The following is a 20,951-nucleotide window of genomic DNA, read 5'->3' as shown; positions in this document are numbered from 1 at the left end:
TTTTAAAAGAATGATTTGATGAAAAAGTATGTAAATTTGTTCGTTTTCATTTTCATGGTGGGTACTTGTTTTTCGCAGAACAAAGCACAGGCGAAATCTGCAGTGAGCTATAAGAATCCGGTTGTAGATATTGCTATGCCTGATCCTACAGTGATTAAGGCTGCGGATGGTTATTTTTATGTGTATGCTACCGAATCTACCAGAAACGTTCCGATCATGAAGTCGAAAGACCTGGTGCAATGGACTTTTTGTAACACGGCATTCACAAATAAAACTCGTCCCAGATTTGAACCTAAAGCTGGGATTTGGGCACCGGACATCAATTATATCAACAATAAATATGTACTTTATTATGCGATGTCGGTGTGGGGAGGAGAACAGACGTGTGGAATTGGAGTAGCTACGGCCGACTCTCCACAGGGACCTTTTACGGATCATGGTAAGATGTTCCGTAGTAATGAGATCGGTGTGCAGAATTCGATCGATCCCAGCTTCCTGCAATATGAAGGGAGAAACTATCTGGTATGGGGAAGCTTCCGGGGAATATATGTTATTGAGCTGACTGAAGATGGTCTGTCGTTGAAGCCGGGAGCGGAAAAAAAGAGAATAGCAGGAACTGCTTTTGAAGCTGCCTATATTCATAAGCACGGCGATTATTATTATATGTTTGCCTCTATCGGAAGTTGTTGCGAGGGGATTAGGAGTACTTATAAAGTTGTAGTGGGCCGCTCTAAAAAAGTCTGGGGACCATATAAAGATAAGTCGGGCAAACCGATGTTGAAGAATGGTTATTCTTTGGTGATAGGTGCGAATGACCATTTTGTAGGCAATGGACATGGCTCACAGATTATCCGGGATGATGCGGGGCAAGACTGGCTTTTGTATCATGGCTTTTCAAGATCGGCTCCGGAGAATGGACGTATCCTGTTGCTGGACCAGATCAAGTGGGATAAAGAAGGATGGCCTTATGTGGAAGGTGAAGCTCCTTCTTACGAAACACAAAAAGCACCTGTATTTAATAACTGATTTTCAGATAAACTAATTATAATCTTAAATACCACAAGCATGAAACATACCCCTATTAGCAGGCGGGATTTTCTAAAGAATTTAGGCATGGCTGGGGCTGGCACTCTTCTTGCAGCGAGCCCTTGGCTTTCTGCTTTTTCGGAGGTGACGAACACCTCAAACGAAAAGTGTCGTCTGGCAATTATCGGTCCTGGTTCCCGAGGACGTTTTTTAATGGGATTTTTGGCTAAGAATCCCAAAGTCGAGATCGTAGCATTGTGTGACATTTATAAACCATCTATCGAAAAAGCGTTGGAGCTTGTCCCTAATGCCAAAGTATATGGTGACTACCGGGAAGTGCTGGAAGATAAGTCGATAGATGCCATACTCGTAGCTACTCCTCTTAGCTCGCATTGTAAAATCGTATTGGATGCTTTCGACGCAGGAAAGCATGTGTTCTGTGAGAAGTCGATAGGCTTTACGATGGAAGAGTGTTACCGTATGTATCAGAAGCACCGTAGCACAGGGAAGATTTTCTTCACAGGGCAACAACGTTTGTTCGATCCTCGTTACATCAAAGCGATGGAGATGATTCATGCGGGTACCTTTGGTGAAATAAATGCAATCCGTACTTTCTGGAACCGGAATGGCGATTGGAGACGCTCGGTGCCTTCACCTAATCTGGAACGTCTGATAAACTGGCGTCTTTATAAGGAATTTTCGAAAGGACTGATGACGGAACTTGCTTGCCACCAGCTTCAGATTGGAAGTTGGGCTTTGCGTAAGATTCCCGAGAAGGTAATGGGGCATGGTGCCATTACTTATTGGAAGGATGGTAGAGATGTGTATGACAATGTGAGTTGTGTATATGTCTTTGATGATGGGGTGAAGATGACATTTGACTCCGTTATTTCCAATAAGTTCTATGGACTGGAAGAACAGATCATGGGTAACCTCGGCACGGTAGAACCGGAAAAAGGAAAATATTATTTTGAGAATGTGGCTCCTGCACCGGCTTTCCTGCAGATGGTGAATGATTGGGAAAACAAAGTTTTCGATTCTCTTCCTTTTGCAGGAACGAGCTGGGCTCCAGAAACAGCAAACGAGAATAAAGGAGAATTTATTATTGGAGAACGTCCCAAGAGTGACGGTACGTCCTTATTGCTGGAAGCGTTCGTTGAAGCCGTCATAACACAGAAACAACCGGAAAAAATAGCGGAAGAAGGATACTATGCAAGTATGCTTTGTTTGCTGGGACATCAGGCATTGGAGGAAGAGCGGACGCTCTATTTCCCCGATGAATATAAAATAGATTATCTGAACCATCAATCTGTAAAAACACCCGAAGCAGTATGAAAGACACGATTGTAACCGCACGACGAAAGAAAATAGAGTTAATCACTTTACTTATTTGTTTCGTAGTATCCAATTTGATACACCTCTATGCAGTTATTGCTTATCATGCGCCATTTACGGAGATGATAACCTCTATTTTCTATATCATCATATTTGCTTTTGTGCTTTATGCTTTTTGGGGGATTTTGCGTCTCTTGTTTTATGGGCTACGGGCACTGTTTACTCGTTCACGAACTTAATCAATATCAATGAAAATAAATAACTTATGGTAACACGAAGAGATTTTCTGAAAACGATGTCAATGGCTTCTGCCGGATTGGCGTTGGGAGCAGGTGACTTGCTGCATGCTCAAACGATTTCACCCAAGAAAGGAAGGGGTGACAAGGTAAAGATAGCTTATATCGGTATTGGTAACCGCGGGGAGCAGATTATTGAAGATTTTGCGCGGACAGGTATGGTAGAAGTGGTAGCGTTATGTGATGTGGACATGGGTGCCAAACATACGCAAAAGATAATGGCTAAATATCCGAAAGCAAAACAGTTCAGGGATTTCCGCCAGATGTTTGATAAAGCAGGTAATGAGTTTGATGCTGTAGCGATTGCTACTCCCGACCATTCACATTTCCCGATCAGCATGCTGGCATTGGCATCCGGAAAACACGTATATGTAGAAAAACCACTGGCGCGTACTTTCTACGAAGCCGAGTTGTTGATGCAGGCTGCGCTTAAACGTCCTAACTTAGTTACCCAGGTCGGAAATCAGGGACATTCTGAAGCAAACTATTTCCAGTTTAAAGCTTGGATGGATGCGGGAATTATCAAAGATGTTACCGCTATCACTGCCCATATGAATAACCCGCGGCGTTGGCATAAATGGGATACTAATATCTATAAACTTCCTTCGGGACAGCAACTGCCGAAAGATATGGACTGGGACACTTGGCTCGGAGTTACCCCTTATCACGAGTATAATAAAGATTATCATTTAGGACAATGGCGTTGCTGGTATGATTTTGGTATGGGTGCATTGGGCGACTGGGGGGCACATATCCTCGATACGGCTCACGAATTTCTGGAACTGGGATTGCCTTATGAAGTCACCATGCAATACGCAAATGGTCATAATGATTATTTCTTCCCTTATTCTTCCACGATTCTCTTCCGTTTCCCGCAACGTAAAGGAATGCCACCGGTAGACATTACCTGGTATGACGGTCTGGATAATCTTCCTCCTATTCCTGCCGGTTATGGAGTTTCGGGATTGGATCCGAACATTCCTTCGACGAATCAGGGAGATACTCCTGCGGCTAAATTGAATCCGGGAAAGATTATCTATACGAAAGACTTAATCTTTAAAGGGGGGAGTCATGGAAGTACTTTGTCTATTATTCCGGAAGAGAAAGCGAAAGAGATGGCTGGCAAATTACCGAAGGTTCCTAAAAGTCCTTCCAATCACTTCGAGAACTTCTTATTGGCATGTAACGGCATTGAAAAGACGCGCTCACCGTTCGAAATCAACGGTGTTTTGAGTCAGGTGTTCTCACTGGGTGTAATGGCTCAACGTCTTAATACACAACTGTTCTTTGACAGCCGCACGAAGCAGATTACAAATAATGAATTTGCTAATGCCATGTTGGCGGGACTTCCGCCGCGTAAGGGTTGGGATGAATTTTATAAATTATAAATAAAAACAGCTTTTTCCATTCCTTTCTCCAGGAGAAGGGGATGGAGAAGGACCAATAAATAATCATGAAAAATATTGTATTAACTTTACTTTTATTTTGTGCCGCTTCGTTGGGTGCACAAAACTGGGAACCTCTTTTCAACGGGAAAAACCTGAAAGGATGGAAGAAATTGAATGGCAAAGCCGAGTATAAAATTGTAGATGATGCCATTGTCGGTGTATCTAAGATGGGAACTCCCAACACTTTCTTGGCAACTACAAAGAATTATGGTGACTTTATTCTTGAATTTGACTTCAAGATAGATGATGGTTTAAATTCCGGTGTACAGCTTCGCAGTGAAAGCAAGAAAGACTATAAGAAAGGTCGCGTACACGGTTATCAGTTTGAGATTGATCCTTCTAAGCGTGCTTGGTCGGGTGGCATTTATGATGAGGCACGTAGAAACTGGCTTTATCCTTTGACGCTGAATCCGTCGGCAAAAACTGCTTTTAAGAATAACGCATGGAATAAAGCCCGTATTGAAGCTGTTGGTAATTCGATCCGTACCTGGATAAACGGAGTACCTTGTGCTAATATCTGGGATGACATGACTCCTGTAGGTTTCATCGCTTTGCAAGTACATGCTATTGGAAATGCAGCAGATGAAGGAAAAACAGTTAGCTGGAAGAATATCCGCATTTGTACGACGGACGTAGAGCGCTATCAGACATCGGAAGCGCAAGCTGCACCGGAAGTGAATCTGATTGCCAACACGATTTCTCCTAGCGAAGCAAAAGAAGGCTGGGCTCTATTATGGGATGGCAAGACTACTGACGGATGGAGAGGTGCTAAACTTTCTACTTTCCCTGCAAAAGGCTGGAAGATAGAAAATGGTATTCTGAAAGTAATGAAGAGTGGTGGAGCTGAATCTGCTAATGGTGGTGATATTGTGACTACCCGTAAATATAAGAATTTTATTCTGAAAGTAGATTTCAAGATTACTGAAGGTGCAAATAGCGGAGTTAAATATTTCGTAAATCCGGGGCTGAATAAGGGTGAAGGTTCTGCTATCGGCTGCGAATTCCAGATTCTTGATGATGACAAGCATCCTGATGCAAAACTGGGTGTGAAAGGCAACAGAAAGTTGGGGTCTTTGTATGACTTGATTCCGGCTCCAAAAGATAAACCTTTCAATAAGAAAGAATTCAATACTGCTACTATCATTGTAAAAGGCAATCATGTAGAACATTGGCTGAACGGAGTTAAGCTGATTGAATATGATCGTAACAATGATATGTGGAATGCATTGGTAGCATACAGTAAATATAAAAACTGGCCTAATTTCGGAAATTCGGAGGAGGGTAATATACTTCTTCAAGACCATGGAGATGAAGTATGGTTTAAGAATGTAAAGATTAAAGAACTGAAATAGTCCCGTTTTCTAGTTATTAGGAGATACGTTAAAACTCTTTTATGATTTTTCAGGCACGGATTACACGGGTTTCAGGTTACGCTAATGAAATAAAAAACGTGTAATCTGTGTAATCCGTGCCTAATTTGTATTTTATACGATGCAGACCACTATTCAACATCTATACAAACCGTCAAATGATGATAATTCCTTGTTTTATGCCTGGTTTCTTGCCATGCATACGCGGGTGGATATTATCCTATGCAGCCGGAAGTCGGAAGGAGAATTACTGCTTGTGGTCAATCGTATTTATGATGCATTGTGCCGGTTGGAAAAGATGGCAAACTTTTATAATCCGGCCAGTGAATTGTTCTGTTGTTAACCGGACAGCCTTTGTCTCTCCGGTCGTTCTTAGCGAAGAACTTTATTCAATGATCGATTTATGTTTGGAATATAACAGCAAGACTTTGGGATGCTTTGATGTCACAGTTCATTCGGAAAATTATAACCAGAACACAATACATTCAGTACATTTATCAGCCGGAGATCATAGTATCTGTTTTTCACAGCCGGGAGTAACTATCAATTTGTCCGGCTTTCTCAAGGGATATGCTTTGGAAACAATCAGAGGTATATTGAATGAGGCTCTGATAGAGAATGCATTGATAAATATGGGAAACAGTTCCATTCTTGCTTTGGGTAATCATCCGGTAGGTTCGGGATGGAAAATTAATGATATACTTCTTCACAACGAATGCCTTACAACCTCCGGCAATGACTCTCCCAATCGTCGGCACATCGTTTCTCCCCGAAATGGGAAATTGGTGGAAGGCGTTAAACAAATTGCTGTAGTAACGACTGACGGATCAATAGGGGAAATCTTGTCTACCGGCTTATTTGCCGCTGATAGCGAACAGCGTAAGGTTTTGCTGGCTGAATTCTCTTCTGTATTAAGTCAGTTTTTCTTGATTGGTTGTTAAGTGTTAGGTATTCAATAGTTGAGATGGTCACTATTAATATCTGACAGGGCTTTTTGGGTATATTCTTTCATTTATAGGTCGGTTTCTTTTATCCGTTTTGCTGCTTTTTGCCTTATTTTGCGATATTAATTGTCAATCTAACGTTTATATGAAAAATAAGATTTTATTGTTGGGCTTATTTTGTTGTAGCCTGATTTCGGCAGAAGCACAAGTTTTACTCGACAAAGGAACCGGAAAGAATAGTTTTCCTATTGTTTCTTCATCAACGAATGCAGTTGTTTGTTTTGATGGAAAAGATGCGACTGTAGTACGTAAGAGTGCATCTCTTTTGGTAGATGATGTTTGCCGTGTGACGGGGCAAGAGTTGAAGATGGATGAAAGTAAGCCCGGGAAAGTATCCGCGCGTTATGCGATTATCGCTGGGACTATAGGAGAAAGCGGATGGATTGACGCTTTGGCATCCGGAAACAAAATAGATACGACGGCTATTGCTGGAGGTTGGGAACGCTATATGATAGAGTTAGTCAACAATCCTGTTCCGGGTATAAAGAAGGCAATTGTCGTTGCTGGAAGCGACAGGCGCGGTACTGCCTACGGACTTCTCTCTATTTCAAAAGCAATCGGAGTATCTCCCTGGTATTGGTGGGCAGATGCTCCAATCAAGCAGCAGAAACAAGTAAGTGTGAAAGTCGATAAGTATATCTCCAAAACACCATCAGTTAAGTTCAGAGGTGTCTTTATCAATGATGAAGACTGGGGACTTTATCGTTGGTCCAAACGTAATTTTGAAAAGGAACGTGGAAACTTCGGACCGAGAACGTATGCAAAAGTATGTGAATTATTGCTTCGTCTTCAGGCCAATTATCTTTGTCCGGCTATGCATGATGCATCTATGGCTTTCCACCGTATTCCAGAAAATCGTTTGGTAGCAGATAGTTTTGCTATCGTCATGGGTTCCTCTCATTGCGAACCATTATTGTTTAATACAGCAAGCGAATGGAAACGTGATAAAATGGGCGAATGGGATTATATCAATAATAAGGATGATGTCGACAAAGTCTTGAAATCGCGCGTAGAAGAATGTGCTCCGTTTGAAAATGTATATACTCTGGCTTTGCGTGGATTGCACGATCGGGCAATGAATGCAAGCAATAATATGTCCGATAGAAAAGATATGCTTCAGGAAGCGTTGATGGCACAAAGGCAAATGCTGGTAGATGCCATCGGTAAGCGTGCGGAAGACATTCCTCAAGCCTTTACTCCATATAAAGAAGTGCTCGATGTATACGATCAGGGGTTGGAACTTCCGGATGATGTGACCATTATCTGGCCGGATGATAATTATGGATATATGAAACGCTTGAGTAGTCCGAAAGAGCAGAAACGTTCCGGACGTTCGGGAGTATATTATCATTCATCTTATCTGGGTAAACCTCACGATCATCTTTGGATGAACACAACTTCCCCTACATTGATGTATGAAGAACTCCGTAAGGCATACGACATGACGGCCGATCGCATTTGGCTACTCAACGCCGGAGATATCAAGTCCTGTGAATTTGCTGTAGATTATTTTCTGACAATGGCTTTCGATATTGACTCGTTCAATTTTGAAAGAGCGGCAAACTATCGTACCGAATGGTTGTGTGGTATGTTGGGCGATGACTACCGAGTTGAATATCAGGATGTGATAGATTCTTTCTATAAATTGGCTTTCGCCCGTAAACCTGAATTTATGGGATGGGGTTATCAGTGGGCTACCGATAAACACGGAAGAGAGCGAAATACGGATACTGATTTTTCGCTTGCCAATTATCGTGAAGTGGATACTCGTCTGGCTGAATATCAACGGATAGGAAATATGGCAGAGAAGATTCTGAAAGCTTTGCCTGAAGACAAGAAAGCATGTTATTATCAATCATTGTATTATCCGGTCAAAGGATGTGAACTGTTGAACCGTATGATTCTTAACGGGCAGAGAAATCGTTGGTATTCTATTCAACAGAGGGCGACTACTGCAGAACTGGAGAAAATGACCAAAGCTTGTTATGACAGTCTGGAAGTAATAACAAAAGGATATAACTCATTACTTGGAGGTAAATGGGATCACGTAATGACCATGAAACAAGGATTTGCCGCAGCCTATTTTGAACTCCCGGCTCTGCGGAAGGTCAATCTGGCACCTACAGCCTCTTTGGGCATATTAGCAGAAGGAGAAGATGTTTTGAAAGGACAGAAGAGTTTCCATTCACTGCCATCTTTCAACACATACTTCCGTCAATCCTATTACGTAGACGTTTTCAATAAAGGAGCGACTCCTCTGAAATGGAAAGCATCGGTTTCAGATAGTTGGATTCTGTTAAGTCAGAAAGCCGGAGAAACTGCTACGGAAAATCGTATAGAAGTCTCAATCGACTGGGCTAAGGTCCCGACTGGTGAGAAAGTATTCGGAATATTGGAAATCGTGTCTGATCGTGGTGAGAAGGAGAATGTCTATATTTCAGTCTTCAACCCTTCTTCTCCGTCATTAGCCGAAATGGACACTTTATTTGTAGAGCACAATGGATATGTTTCTATTGATGCTGCCGGTTTCCACCGGAAGGTAGAGAACAAAGCAATTCAAATGAGAACGATTCCTAACTTGGGAATAGAAAATACAGCTATTCAACTAGGTGATCCGACAGCCGCCCCACAGCGGACTGCAGGTCGCAGTGCCCCTCGTCTGGAATATGATTTCTATACATTCGAACAAGGTTCGGTTGATGTTTACACATACGTATTGCCTACATTTACCTTAAGTAAGGACCGTGGGTATGCCGGACATGAAGCAACGAATGTGGAAACGAAATATGGAGTATGTATTGACGAAGGTCCTGTGATGAATCCTTCTACTTCTTCTTTTGAGTATGCACAAATTTGGTACGAAAGTGTGTTGAAGAACTGTAGAATCAACAAAACCACTTTGCATATCGACAAACCGGGTAAACACACTGTGAAAATTATATGTGGCGATGCCGGAACTGTTCTGCAAAAGATTGTTTTGGATTTTGGAGGAATGAAGCGTTCTTATTTAGGTCCGCAACCGACGAGAAACTCAAAATAAGGGTTGCTCAGATCTGGGAAAATGAAAGGAGGAAGGTGCTGTAACTCTGTATATCGATGTCACAGCACTTTTTTCAATAATTAAATCTAATAAATTTATTCACCTTAAAATAGTGAGAATATGAAAACAAGTCGTAGTTTAATCTCTTTTTTATTATTGTTTTTAATTAGTTCTGTTGCAGCACAGAATTATTGGGAGGATTTTCCTGTACGCGCAAACCCTAAGACTGTGGGTGATAAGTTAAGTAAACGTTTTTTGGAAAGTAATCACCAGCTATATTTCGATAGAGGAATACATTATGCTGAAGTGTGTACTTGGTATGGTGCACTTAGGTTTGCCGAGTTGACGAATAACAAAGAATTGATCAAACAACTGCGAAATCGTTTCGAACTATTGTTTCATATAGAAAAAGATCTTCTTCCGCCTCCAATTCATGTAGATCAGAATATGTTCGGTTGTCTGCCTTTGAAATTGTATAGTATCACAAAAGATCAACGTTATCTTGATCTGGGGTTACCCTATGCCGATACTCAATGGACATTACCAAATACTACCAATGAGGAAGAATGTAGCTGGCATAAGAAAGGATATTCCTGGCAGACTCGCCTTTGGATCGATGATATGTATATGATTACAATAGTGCAATCGGAGGCTTACAAAGTAACGGGGGATAAAAAATACATAAACAGAGCTGCAAAAGAAATGGTGTTATATCTAGATGAATTACAACATCCGAACGGACTTTTCTACCATGCACCCGATGTGCCTTATTATTGGGGACGTGGTGATGGCTGGATGGCTGTGGGAATGACAGAGCTCTTATTTAACTTGCCAGAAAATGATCCCAATCGAGCACGCATACTTAAAGGTTATCTTTTGATGATGAATAATTTGAAAAAATACGTAAATAAGGACGGGCTTTGGAATCAATTGATAGATGAACCTGATTTTTGGACAGAAACATCTGGCTCTGCAATGTTTGCTTATGCCATGATTGTAGGTGTGAAGAACGGATGGTTGGAAAAAGATGAATTCGCTCCTGTTGCGCGTAGAGCTTGGCTTTCTTTATGTAATTATATAGACGATAATAATAATCTAACCGAAGTTTGTATTGGTACCGGCAAAAAGAATAGCAAACAGTACTATTTGGATCGTCCTCGTATAGCTGGAGACTTTCACGGACAGGCTCCAATATTGTGGTGTGCTTATGCATTACTGAATAGATAGCTTTTTATATTGATGGGAATAAATAAGAATGCTCACTTTTGTTTGATATTAAAGTGAGCATTTTTACTATTAGTATATTAGATAAAATCCAGCCTATAAAATAGGCTAGATTTTCTGACCAAATATAAGTGGAGTTTGCTTTGTTGAATAAGCAATAAATTATTCAATAAAAGCAATAATTTGTTCAGAATAAAAATATAAAAGGGACTAATAATTGTCTTAAGACAATTTTTCTATCTTTAGATTAGTTTGGGACTAATTTTTCATTTATTGACCTGTTTATAATATCTTCGATAATTCCATTTTTCTACTTTTGTATCAGTCAATAAGGACTGCTGGAGCTTCTATTATGAAGATAATGATCATTATTATAGCACGATTTTTAGTTTTTGGATACGGTTGAGGAGACTGTTAAAGGATAACATTTTTTGATTATAAAACACACTAAGTTTTACTTAAATCTATGTGTAATGAATAACAAATCGATTAAAAAAAACATTCTTAAGATTAGCACAATGTGCCTACTGATAGGATTATTCCTATTTATATCATGCGGTTCAAATGATAGTGGAGAGGATGACAAAGTTCTGACTAAACAGTATTTGTCATTGAAGTCATATGGTTTAACCGATTTTAAAGTTACTAATTATTCAGAAGAGGAAACATTTTCTCTTGGGATAAAAAGAATTGGTGGAACATTTACTACCGAACTCAATGCTAAATTGGAGACATGGAGTAAAGAGGAATTAGAAGCCTATAATAAAAAGGAGGAAGTTACTTATATTCTTTTACCAGAAACGTCTTACTCGATATCTAAAAATGTATCTTTTGCTGCGGGAGCAGATGAAACTACGGTCGAAATAAAAGTTAATCCAACAGAAATTTTTTCTAAGCAAGAAGATTTGTTAAAGGATTATGTAATTGCATTAAAACTTAAAAGTGATGATGTAGAGTTGAGAAAAGGACAATCGGATTTGCTGCTTCGTCTTGTTGTTGATTACGCTAGGGTTGGTTTTACTTCTACTGAAGTTGATAGAGTGAACGTAAATGAGGCAATAACCAACTTTAAAATAATGACATCTCTTGACTATAAAGTAAATGGCGTTATTAGTGGTAGTAATTGGGATTTTTCTTGTAAACTTAAAGTTCCAGATAATGCGGCGGAATTAGTCGCAGCTTACAATCAAAAATATAAATCTAATTATGAATTATTGCCTCAAGGTAGCTATACATTGGGTGATGTGACCTATACTGTAGGTTCTAAGGAAGCGGAAGGTATGCTTACTATTACGCGCAATGCTATAGAAGTCAAATATTATATGTTACCATTGACTTTAGCAAATATTTCTACAGAAAGTGTGTTGTGTAATGATGAAGTACATTATGCCACGATTGGACAAACGTATAGCAATCCTATTATCACACATACAAGTGCGGCGGATCCTACTGTAATAAATGTAGATGGAACCTTTTATTTGTATGCTACTCAGACGGGTAGTTATTGGGTACCAGTTTATAGTTCAAAAGATTTAGTGAATTGGAAGTATGAGCGTACCGCCTTTGTAAATGCTTATAAGCCTAACTTGCCAGGTGGAGGTACATTTTGGGCACCAGAAATACGTTATATCAATGGACAATATGTACTTTATTATTCATGGGCTAAATTGAATGGTGCAAATCAGAGCTATACGGCTGTAGCGGTTTCTGATAATCCGCTAGGTCCTTTTAAAGATAGTAAAGAATTGCTTGGTAATGAGGAGTTTGGCTCTAATTGTATTGACCAATTCTACATAGAAGATGGTGGGAAGAAATATATGTTTTATGGAAGTTTTCAAGGTATTTATGTAACAGAACTGACAGACGATGGACTTTCTGTTAAACGAGATGCGGCTAATAATCCAGTTTTGAAGAAAAAGGTTTGTGGTAATGCTTACGAAGGAGTCAATATTTATAAGAAGAATGGATTTTACTACTTGTTGGCTTCCATTGGATCCTGTTGTGCTGGTGAGAACAGTACTTATGAACTGGTGGTGGGACGTTCTCAAAATATTCTAGGTCCGTATGTCGATAGAAAGAATGTAGATATGATAAATAATAGCTGGGAGTCTGTTTTGGCTGGTAATATTACTAAATGGATTGGTCCTGGACATAATGCTATAATTGTCCAAGATGATGCAGGTACGGAGTGGATGGTATATCATAGTTTTCGTAAAATTGGTACCCAGTTTACAGGACGCCATGGAATGTTGGATCGCTTGCAGTGGTCGGATGATGGTTGGCCTTATGTTAAAGGTTATGTACCCTCTGATACAGATTTGATTCCAGTTTTCTATAATAAGTAAATCATTTCATGGAGTATATAGAGAATAATAGTGAATATGTTAATTAACTAAAATTTAATTTATGAAGAAAAGTAGTTATTGGAAAGGTGGGTATGCCTCTTTGTTGGGGGTGATGCTGGCATTGATTACTCTTTGCTTTATCGGTTGTAAAGATGATAAAGATTCAGCCGGAGTAGCATTCGATCCCAGTAAGCCCGTCGTAATTACGGATTTTATGCCCAAAGAAGGTGGGTATGGTAGTAATTTGATCTTGTATGGAGATAATTTTGGTAATGATCCTGCTAAATTAAAGGTAACAGTAGGAGGACAGTCTGCCAATATTATTAGTGTACAAAATGACAAATTGTATTGTGTTGTTCCACAGAAAGCCTATGATGGGGATATACAAATCAGTATTTGTAATGATAGTGGAGAGGAAGTTGCTTATGCAGAGGCAGAAGGTACATTTGAGTATACTAAAAAGTGGTTAGTGACTACTCTAGTAGGAACTCGTTATACGAATGCTAATGATGCTGAAGAAAAATCTGGTCCATTTAATGATTGTGGGTGGATTACATATCAAATGTGGTTTTCTTTTGATCCACAGTCAAATTTTGATCATCTGTATGTGACTACTCACAAGACCAAATTGCTTCGTAAGGTTGATTTGGCAAATGAACGTGTAGATATACTTCCGCAGTTTAGTAGTGGTCTTGACAGACCTGCTATTATTAATTGGACTGTAGATGAAAATCAGGATATGATTCTGACTGATGACCGTTCGGAGGGGAGTAATGTGAATGCGCATTTTGTATTTAAGCGTAGTACTGATTTTAAAAATTCCGAACCATTGGTAAATGCGAAAGCAAGAAGCCTTACGGCTGCGATAGTCCATCCTAAAAATGGTGAGCTTTATTATACTGCATATTACGATCAGAACATATTTAGATATGATTTTGAGACACAGCAGGTAACAACTCCGAATAGGCATTTTGCCACCAAAGAAACTATACGTATGGTGGTTCATCCAGAAGGAAAATATGCATATCTTATGAGATATTACCATCAGAATGGTGGAGGGTACATTGCACGTATGGATTATGATGATAATGCAAAGGCTTTTACCGACCCTTATATTATTTGTGGAACAACAGGAGCAGGTGGCTATGTTGACGGAGTAGGTGATAGAGCTAAAGTAAATAAGCCAGCACAAGGAGTTTTTGTAAAGAATCCAAATTATGAAGGAGAAGAGGATGAGTATGATTTTTATTTCTGTGATGAAGGTAATAATTGTGTTCGTATGATGACTCCGTATGGAAGGATAACGACATTTGCAGGACGTGGAAATGGTATAGCAACAGGAGATTACGCTGATGGTGAATTGCGTACAGAGGCCCGTTTTAATGCTCCATGTGCAATTGCATATGACGAAAAGAGAAAATGCTTTTATGTTGGTGATTCCGGAAATAATGTGATACGTAAAATTGCTCTAGAAGAATAATAAATGATAAACACACATTCTATGATGAGAAATTTCTTATTTATATTGATGTTACTCGGATTTTCTTTGGGTGTGCAGGCACAAGGAAATATAGAGGTAACAGGAGTTGTGACCGATGGGAATAAAGAACCTATGATCGGTGTGAACATTTCTATCCAGAATATGCCGGGACTTGGTGTTATTACTGATATAAATGGTAAGTATACAATTAAGATGCCTCCTTACAATAAATTGGTCTTTTCGTATATTGGATACGAGACCCAAGAGGTTTTGGTAAAGGAGCAACGTGTGGTGAATGTTACCATGAAAGAATCTTCTTCTACTATTATTGATGAAGTAGTGGTAACTGGTACAGGGGCACAGAAAAAGATAGCCGTAACTGGTGCTATCACTAATGTAGATATAGATGCGTTGAAATCTGTACCTTCTACATCGGTTGCTGACGGTTTAGCAGGTGTTGTTCCTGGTGTTATGGCTATGCAAACTTCAGGCCGTCCTGGTAGTGTGTCTGAATTCTGGATACGTAGTATTTCTACATTTGGTGCTAGTACGGCTGCTTTGGTATTAGTTGATGGCTTTGAACGTGATATTGATGAAGTGAATGTGGAAGATATTGAGTCTTTTACAGTTTTGAAAGATGCTTCAGCTACTGCCATTTATGGTAGCAAAGGTGCTAATGGAGTTGTATTGATTAATACTAAACGTGGTAAAGAGAGTAAGATTAATATTAATGCAAAGGTAGAAGGGTTTTATAGTACTTTTACTCAGGTACCAGACTTTGTGGACGGATATACGTACGCTTCTATGGCAAATGAGGCTAGGTTGACACGTAATCAGGATGCTCTATATTCTGCGTCGGAGTTGGAACTATTTCGTACAGGATTGGATCCGGATCGTTTTCCAAATGTTGATTGGATGGATGTTATGATGCGTGATGGTGCTTGGAGTTCACGTGCTACGTTGAATTTAAGTGGTGGTGGAAAAACTGCGCGGTACTTTGTTTCAGGAAGTTATCAGGATCAACAAGGTATGTATAAGGTGGATAAAACAATGAAGGATTATAACACCAACGCAAATTATCGGAAATGGACTTATCGCATGAATGTTGATATTGATATTACGAAAACAACTTTATTAAAAGTGGGTGTTTCTGGGTCGTTACGTAAACAAAATGATCCAGGTTCCGGGACAGATGCTATTTGGACAGCGCTGATGGGATATAATTCAATTATGATGCCTGTTACTTATTCTGATGGAAAGATTCCTACTTGGTCTAATCAAGATGATAATCTGAATCCTTGGGTACAAGCAACGATGACTGGATTTAATGAAAGCTGGAAAAATAATATTCAGACAAATGTGACGTTGGAACAAAAGCTGGATTTCATCACGAAAGGTTTACGATTTATTGGAAAATTTGGATATGATACTAATAATTCCAACTGGATTAAACGTTATAAATCTCCTGCACTATATAAAGCTGACCGTTATCGACAACCAGATGGCTCTTTACATATGCAGGAAGTGAGAAAGGAAAAGCCAATGGAACAAACTTCAAATTCGGAAGGTGATAGGCGAGAATTTTTTGAATGGGAATTACATTATGATCGTGGTTTTGGAAATCATCATGTCGGAGGAGTTCTGAAATATACACAATCTTCCAAGGTGTTTACGCAGAACTTGGGAACAGATCTAAAGACTGGTATGGCACAACGTAATCAAGGATTAGCAGGACGTTTCAATTACAACTGGAGTTATCGTTATTTTATTGATTTCAATTTTGGATATACAGGTTCTGAAAATTTCCATAAAGACTACCGTTTTGGCTTTTTCCCGGCTATTTCGGGAGCGTGGAATGTAGCTGAAGAATCATTTATTAAGAAGCGCGCAGGAAAATGGCTGAATATGTTAAAAATCCGCTATTCGTATGGAAAGACGGGTAATGATTATTTGGGAAAAGATATCCGTTTTCCTTACTTATATGATATAAAGGATGGTGGTTCATTTAATTTTATAGATGTATCTGCTCAAAATCCAGATAATCCAGGGACTTGGACTGGTAAATATTATGCAACAGTTGCTTCTCCTACTGTTTCATGGGAAGTAGCGACTAAACAAGACTTAGGACTTGATTTCTCTTTGTTTGATGATAAACTATCGGGTGCTATTGATTATTTCCATGAACGCCGTGAAGGGATCTATATGGAACGCAAATCTATTCCATATATGGTCGGAATAGAGAATAATCCAAAGGCAAACGTAGGTAAGGTGAAATCTCAAGGTTTTGATGGAAACTTTACTTTCAAACAGAAAATAGGTAAAGTCGATTTTACGTTGCGTGGTAATATTACTTATAGTAAGAACGAGATTTTGGAGAGAGATGAAGAAAATACAATTTATACGTATAAATTGGATGAAGGTCATCGGGTTAATCAGGCTAAAGGTTTTATTGCTCTAGGACTGTTTAAGGACTATGAAGAAATTCGGAATAGCCCGAAGCAGGAATTCAAATATACAAAGACTCAAAATGGATTCACAAAAGATGATATATATGAACTCATGCCGGGGGATATTAAATATAAGGATGTTAATGGTGATGGTATCATAGATGATAATGATAAAGTGGCTATTGGAGCTACAGTGAAGCCGAATTTAATTTATGGTTTTGGACTTTCTGCTAAATGGAAAGGATTAGATGTAAATGTGCATTTTCAAGGGGCTGGAAAATCAACTTTCTTTATAAATGGTACTACCGTACATATGTTTAGTGGTGGTGATGGCTGGGGAAATGTGTTAAAAGAAATGGCTAGTGGTAATCGTTGGATTTTGGGAGAGAATGAAGACACCAATGCAGAATTTCCCCGTTTGACTTATGGAGAAAATCCGAATAATTATCAGACATCGGATTATTGGTTGAGAAATGGTGCGTATTTACGTTTGAAGACATTAGATATTGGATATACACTTCCAAAGACTTTAGTAAACAAAATTCGTCTTAATCAGGTACGGATATTCTTTGTAGGAACTAATTTGCTTACTTTCTCTAAATTCAAACTTTGGGATCCAGAATTGGGTAGTTCGGATGGAAAGAAATATCCATTGAGCAAAACTTTCTCTATGGGAGTATCGGTTAATCTATAAACAGTAGAAATATGAAAAATATTATTATAATTTTGTGTTTTGTGACAGGACTTGGTACTACTTTGACAGGATGTACCGATTATCTGGACTCAGATTACATCTTTGACGAACGTACTACTATTGAAGATGTTTTCTCAGATAGAGACTACACTAATCAGTGGTTAGCATATGCTTATTCATTTTTAGGAAATAATTATCTGCAGCAGGTATGTAGTAAAAAGAGTGTACCATTTAATTTTGCAGATGATATGTATTATGGCGATGGTGATTATGTCGATTGGAAATATGGTAGGTACACTGAGAAAGGTTTAGGCAGCGGAAATAGTTTGTATATTTGGCAGGCTGCTTATAAAGGTATTCGTCAAGCATCTATATTCCTGAATCACATTGATACGAGTACGCAATTCACCGCAACGGAAATTGCTGATTTAAAAGGTCAGGCTCATTTTTTGAGGGGTTATTTCTATTGGATGTTAATTCGCTCTTTTGGTCCGGTTCCTATTCTTCCTGATGAAGGAGTTGATTATACAAAAGATTATGATGAAATAGCTCAACCACGAAATACTTATGATGAATGTGCAGATTATATATCTAATGAACTAGTAAAAGCTGCTGCCCAGCTTCCTGATGATCGGGGGTTGCAAGAAGTGGCTCGCCCTACGCGTGGTGCTGCGTTAGCACTTCGTGCCAGAGTACTATTGTATGCTGCAAGTCCATTGTATAATGGAAAAGCTCCATCAGAAGTACTTACCGCAATGGTAGATAAAGAGGGAAGACAACTACTCTCATCTACTTATGATGAGGTAAAATGGGCGAGAGCTGCTGCTGCTGCTAAAGATGTGATGGAGTTGGGAAAATATAATTTGTACGTAGTATATGCTAAAGAAAATGGTGATATTGCAGAGCCTGCAACTATTACTCCTCCAGATGATAATGGGACTTTTCATTCAAATCCTTGGCCGAAAGGTTGGCAGAACATTGACCCGTTCCTGTCATATCGTTCCTTGTTTGATGGAACGGCTATTGCGTATGGTAATGATGAATTGATTTATACCAGAGGTTCCAATCAAGGAAATGAAGGCATTGATATCATGGTGATTCATCAGTTGCCTCGTTCGCAAGGTGGAGGATACAATTACCATGGTATAACACAAAAGCAGTGCGATGCTTATTACATGAAAGACGGTGCAGATTGTCCTGGTATGAACAGTATGTATCAAGGCAGGGAGGGATATACTGATCCAAGCCGCTATGATGTCGAAGCACGTCCCTCTGGTGTGATAACACAGAATGAACTTGCAGAATATCCGGAATTAGGTTCAATGGGAACTGGGGTTTCTAAACAATATGCAGCTCGTGAGCCTCGTTTTTATGCCTCGGTTGGTTATAATGGTAGTATTTGGCATATGCTGAATGCAAATACAGATAAAGGAGAGAAAACGAATGTACAGATTTTCTATTATAGAGATAAGCCAGACGGATATAAGGCAGGGGCTTATTGGTTACATACTGGTATTGGCATTAAGAAATTTGTAAATCCACATGATAGAGCTGATTCTGAAAAAACGTATGATGTCAGCCGCGTACAAGCGAAGACTGCTCCTGATATTCGTTATGCCGAAGTTCTTTTGATTTATGCGGAAGCACTAAATGAATTGGAAAATGTGCATGAAATACCTTCTTGGAATGGTGAAAAAACGTACACAATTCAACGTACAGAAACTGAATTAAAGAAAGGGATACAACCTGTACGTATCCGCGCAGGATTACCGGATTATGACGTGTATGGTGATCGGGAACAATTCCGTATGAAGTTGAAACGTGAACGTCAAATAGAGTTGTTTGCAGAAGGACATCGTTATTTTGATTTGCGCCGTTGGTGTGATGCTCCTTTTGAAGAATCTACTCCTGTTTATGGATGTAATATTTATGTTGGTAGCTCAAATCCGGATGCATTTCATAAACCGGTTGAAATACCTTCATTACCTGCAATCTTCACTACTAAAATGTGGTTCTGGCCCATTCATCATTATGCGATGAAACGTAATGCGCTGCTAACTCAAAACCCTGGTTGGACTGATCCTGAATAAACTCAATAATTTGCATATAAAAATGAAAAAAATACAATACTTTTTTCTAGCGATGATAACAGCAATATGCTGTACTTCATGCAATAATGAATGGGAAGATGAACAATTTGTGCAATTGGCTTCTTTTAAAGCTGTACCGAATAGTGATGGAGTAACTTCTGTTTATGTGCGTTATAAACCTGGAGGTGTGGTGACATATAATCTTCCTATTCTTTTAAGTGGTTCTACTGCAAATACTCAAGACCGGACTATTCATGTTGCTTTAGATAAAGATACATTGAATACATTGAATGAAGAGCGTTATGGCCAACGCGATAAACTCTATTACCAATTGTTGGAGTCGCAATATTACACAACACCAGAGAGTGTAGAAATACCAGCAGGTGAGAGTATAGGTGTATTGCCTATTGATTTAACCCTAGGTGGAGCCGAGGGAGGTAATCCTATAGATATGTCAGATAAATGGATTCTACCTTTATCTATTATGGATGATCCCTCATATAATTATCAGGTAAATCCTCGTAAGCACTATCGGAAAGCTTTATTGAATATTACTCCGTTTAATGATTATTCTGGTACTTACAGTGGCAGTAACTATTTGATTTACTTGGATGGTCAGAGTGCTGCTTTTACTAAGACTCAATGTAAAGCTTATGTACATGATGATAAAACAATTTTCATTTATATGGGACTTAGAGATGGGGAATATTTAGATCGGAAAGACTATAAATTATTTATAGAGTTTACTGATGAAGAAATAAATCCGGTGAAAAAGAAACTGCGACTATATACAGATAGGCAAGATCAAAACAAATTTGAAATATCTAAAGGAAAAAATGATTATGGTGAAACTGTAGAACTTCAAGCTTACTACATGGTCGATACAGAAAAGGATGCGGCAAAACCTTATTTGGAGCATACTTATATTACACTTTATTTGGCTTATGAGTTTGAAGATAGTACACTTAGTCCAGGGAATCCGTTAAAGTACAAAGTGGAAGGTACATTGAGTATGCAACGTGACTTGAATACATTAATTCCTGATGAAGATCAGCAAATTCAATGGGATTAAATTCTACTTTTAATTAGAATGGAAAGAGGTTGGACTCAAATCCGAATTTGAGAGCAACCTCTTTACCTCTATACATATCT

The 20,951-nt window shown here is 39.1% G+C and carries 12 protein-coding genes and 1 pseudogene; all 13 read left to right on the top strand.

Annotation, left to right across the window (positions count from 1 at the left end; translation table 11 throughout):
• The first annotated feature begins 18 nt into the window (after window positions 1-18).
• The 13 genes and pseudogenes from NXV01_RS03240 (at window position 19) to NXV01_RS03180 (ending at window position 20,871) form a co-directional block, all read left to right on the top strand.
• Window positions 19-1,026 carry a family 43 glycosylhydrolase gene (locus NXV01_RS03240; protein ID WP_259021698.1) on the top strand — a complete coding sequence of 336 codons (1,008 nt, stop codon included), beginning with the start codon at window positions 19-21 and terminating at the stop codon, window positions 1,024-1,026.
• 39 nt (window positions 1,027-1,065) lie between these two features.
• On the top strand, window positions 1,066-2,361 hold the full coding sequence (locus NXV01_RS03235) for a Gfo/Idh/MocA family oxidoreductase (protein ID WP_217720910.1): 1,296 nt from the start codon (window positions 1,066-1,068) through the stop codon (window positions 2,359-2,361).
• Window positions 2,358-2,600 carry a hypothetical protein gene (locus NXV01_RS03230; protein WP_259021697.1) on the top strand — a complete coding sequence of 81 codons (243 nt, stop codon included), beginning with the start codon at window positions 2,358-2,360 and terminating at the stop codon, window positions 2,598-2,600. Before NXV01_RS03235 ends, NXV01_RS03230 begins: the two co-directional genes overlap by 4 nt.
• A 26-nt stretch (window positions 2,601-2,626) precedes the next feature.
• Window positions 2,627-4,045 (top strand): Gfo/Idh/MocA family oxidoreductase, encoded by a 1,419-nt coding sequence (locus tag NXV01_RS03225; RefSeq protein ID WP_148365666.1) that lies wholly within the window; start codon window positions 2,627-2,629, stop codon window positions 4,043-4,045.
• Between the two features lie 62 nt (window positions 4,046-4,107).
• Window positions 4,108-5,457, top strand: coding sequence for a DUF1080 domain-containing protein (locus tag NXV01_RS03220; RefSeq protein WP_148365664.1), 1,350 nt, complete (start codon window positions 4,108-4,110; stop codon window positions 5,455-5,457).
• A 139-nt stretch (window positions 5,458-5,596) separates the two neighbouring features.
• Window positions 5,597-6,416 (top strand): annotated as a pseudogene (locus NXV01_RS03215) (FAD:protein FMN transferase).
• Between the two features lie 148 nt (window positions 6,417-6,564).
• Window positions 6,565-9,519, top strand: a complete 2,955-nt coding sequence (locus tag NXV01_RS03210) for a glycosyl hydrolase 115 family protein (protein WP_259021696.1) — start codon at window positions 6,565-6,567, stop codon at window positions 9,517-9,519.
• Window positions 9,520-9,639: 120 nt separating this feature from the next.
• On the top strand, window positions 9,640-10,746 hold the full coding sequence (locus NXV01_RS03205; RefSeq protein WP_148365655.1) for a glycoside hydrolase family 105 protein: 1,107 nt from the start codon (window positions 9,640-9,642) through the stop codon (window positions 10,744-10,746).
• 470 nt (window positions 10,747-11,216) lie between these two features.
• The gene (locus NXV01_RS03200) at window positions 11,217-13,088 is read left to right on the top strand and encodes a family 43 glycosylhydrolase (protein ID WP_148365653.1); all 1,872 of its coding nucleotides are present in this window, start codon (window positions 11,217-11,219) and stop codon (window positions 13,086-13,088) included.
• A 61-nt stretch (window positions 13,089-13,149) separates the two neighbouring features.
• Complete coding sequence (locus NXV01_RS03195) at window positions 13,150-14,568, top strand: IPT/TIG domain-containing protein (protein WP_148365651.1); 1,419 nt, start codon at window positions 13,150-13,152, stop codon at window positions 14,566-14,568.
• A 21-nt stretch (window positions 14,569-14,589) separates the two neighbouring features.
• Window positions 14,590-17,709, top strand: a complete 3,120-nt coding sequence (locus NXV01_RS03190; protein ID WP_148365649.1) for a TonB-dependent receptor — start codon at window positions 14,590-14,592, stop codon at window positions 17,707-17,709.
• An 11-nt stretch (window positions 17,710-17,720) separates the two neighbouring features.
• Entirely contained in the window at window positions 17,721-19,799 is a 2,079-nt protein-coding gene (locus tag NXV01_RS03185; RefSeq protein ID WP_148365647.1) for a RagB/SusD family nutrient uptake outer membrane protein, read from the top strand.
• A gap of 22 nt (window positions 19,800-19,821) precedes the next feature.
• The gene (locus NXV01_RS03180; protein WP_259021695.1) at window positions 19,822-20,871 is read left to right on the top strand and encodes a DUF4973 domain-containing protein; all 1,050 of its coding nucleotides are present in this window, start codon (window positions 19,822-19,824) and stop codon (window positions 20,869-20,871) included.
• Window positions 20,872-20,951: the final 80 nt, after the last annotated feature.

The sequence above is a fragment of the Bacteroides sp. BFG-606 genome (assembly GCF_024788145.1).
GTDB classification, from domain to species: Bacteria; Bacteroidota; Bacteroidia; order Bacteroidales; family Bacteroidaceae; genus Bacteroides; species Bacteroides vicugnae.
Note: the sequence above shows the minus strand (reverse complement) of the source record. Positions and strands in the feature narration are given on the sequence as shown.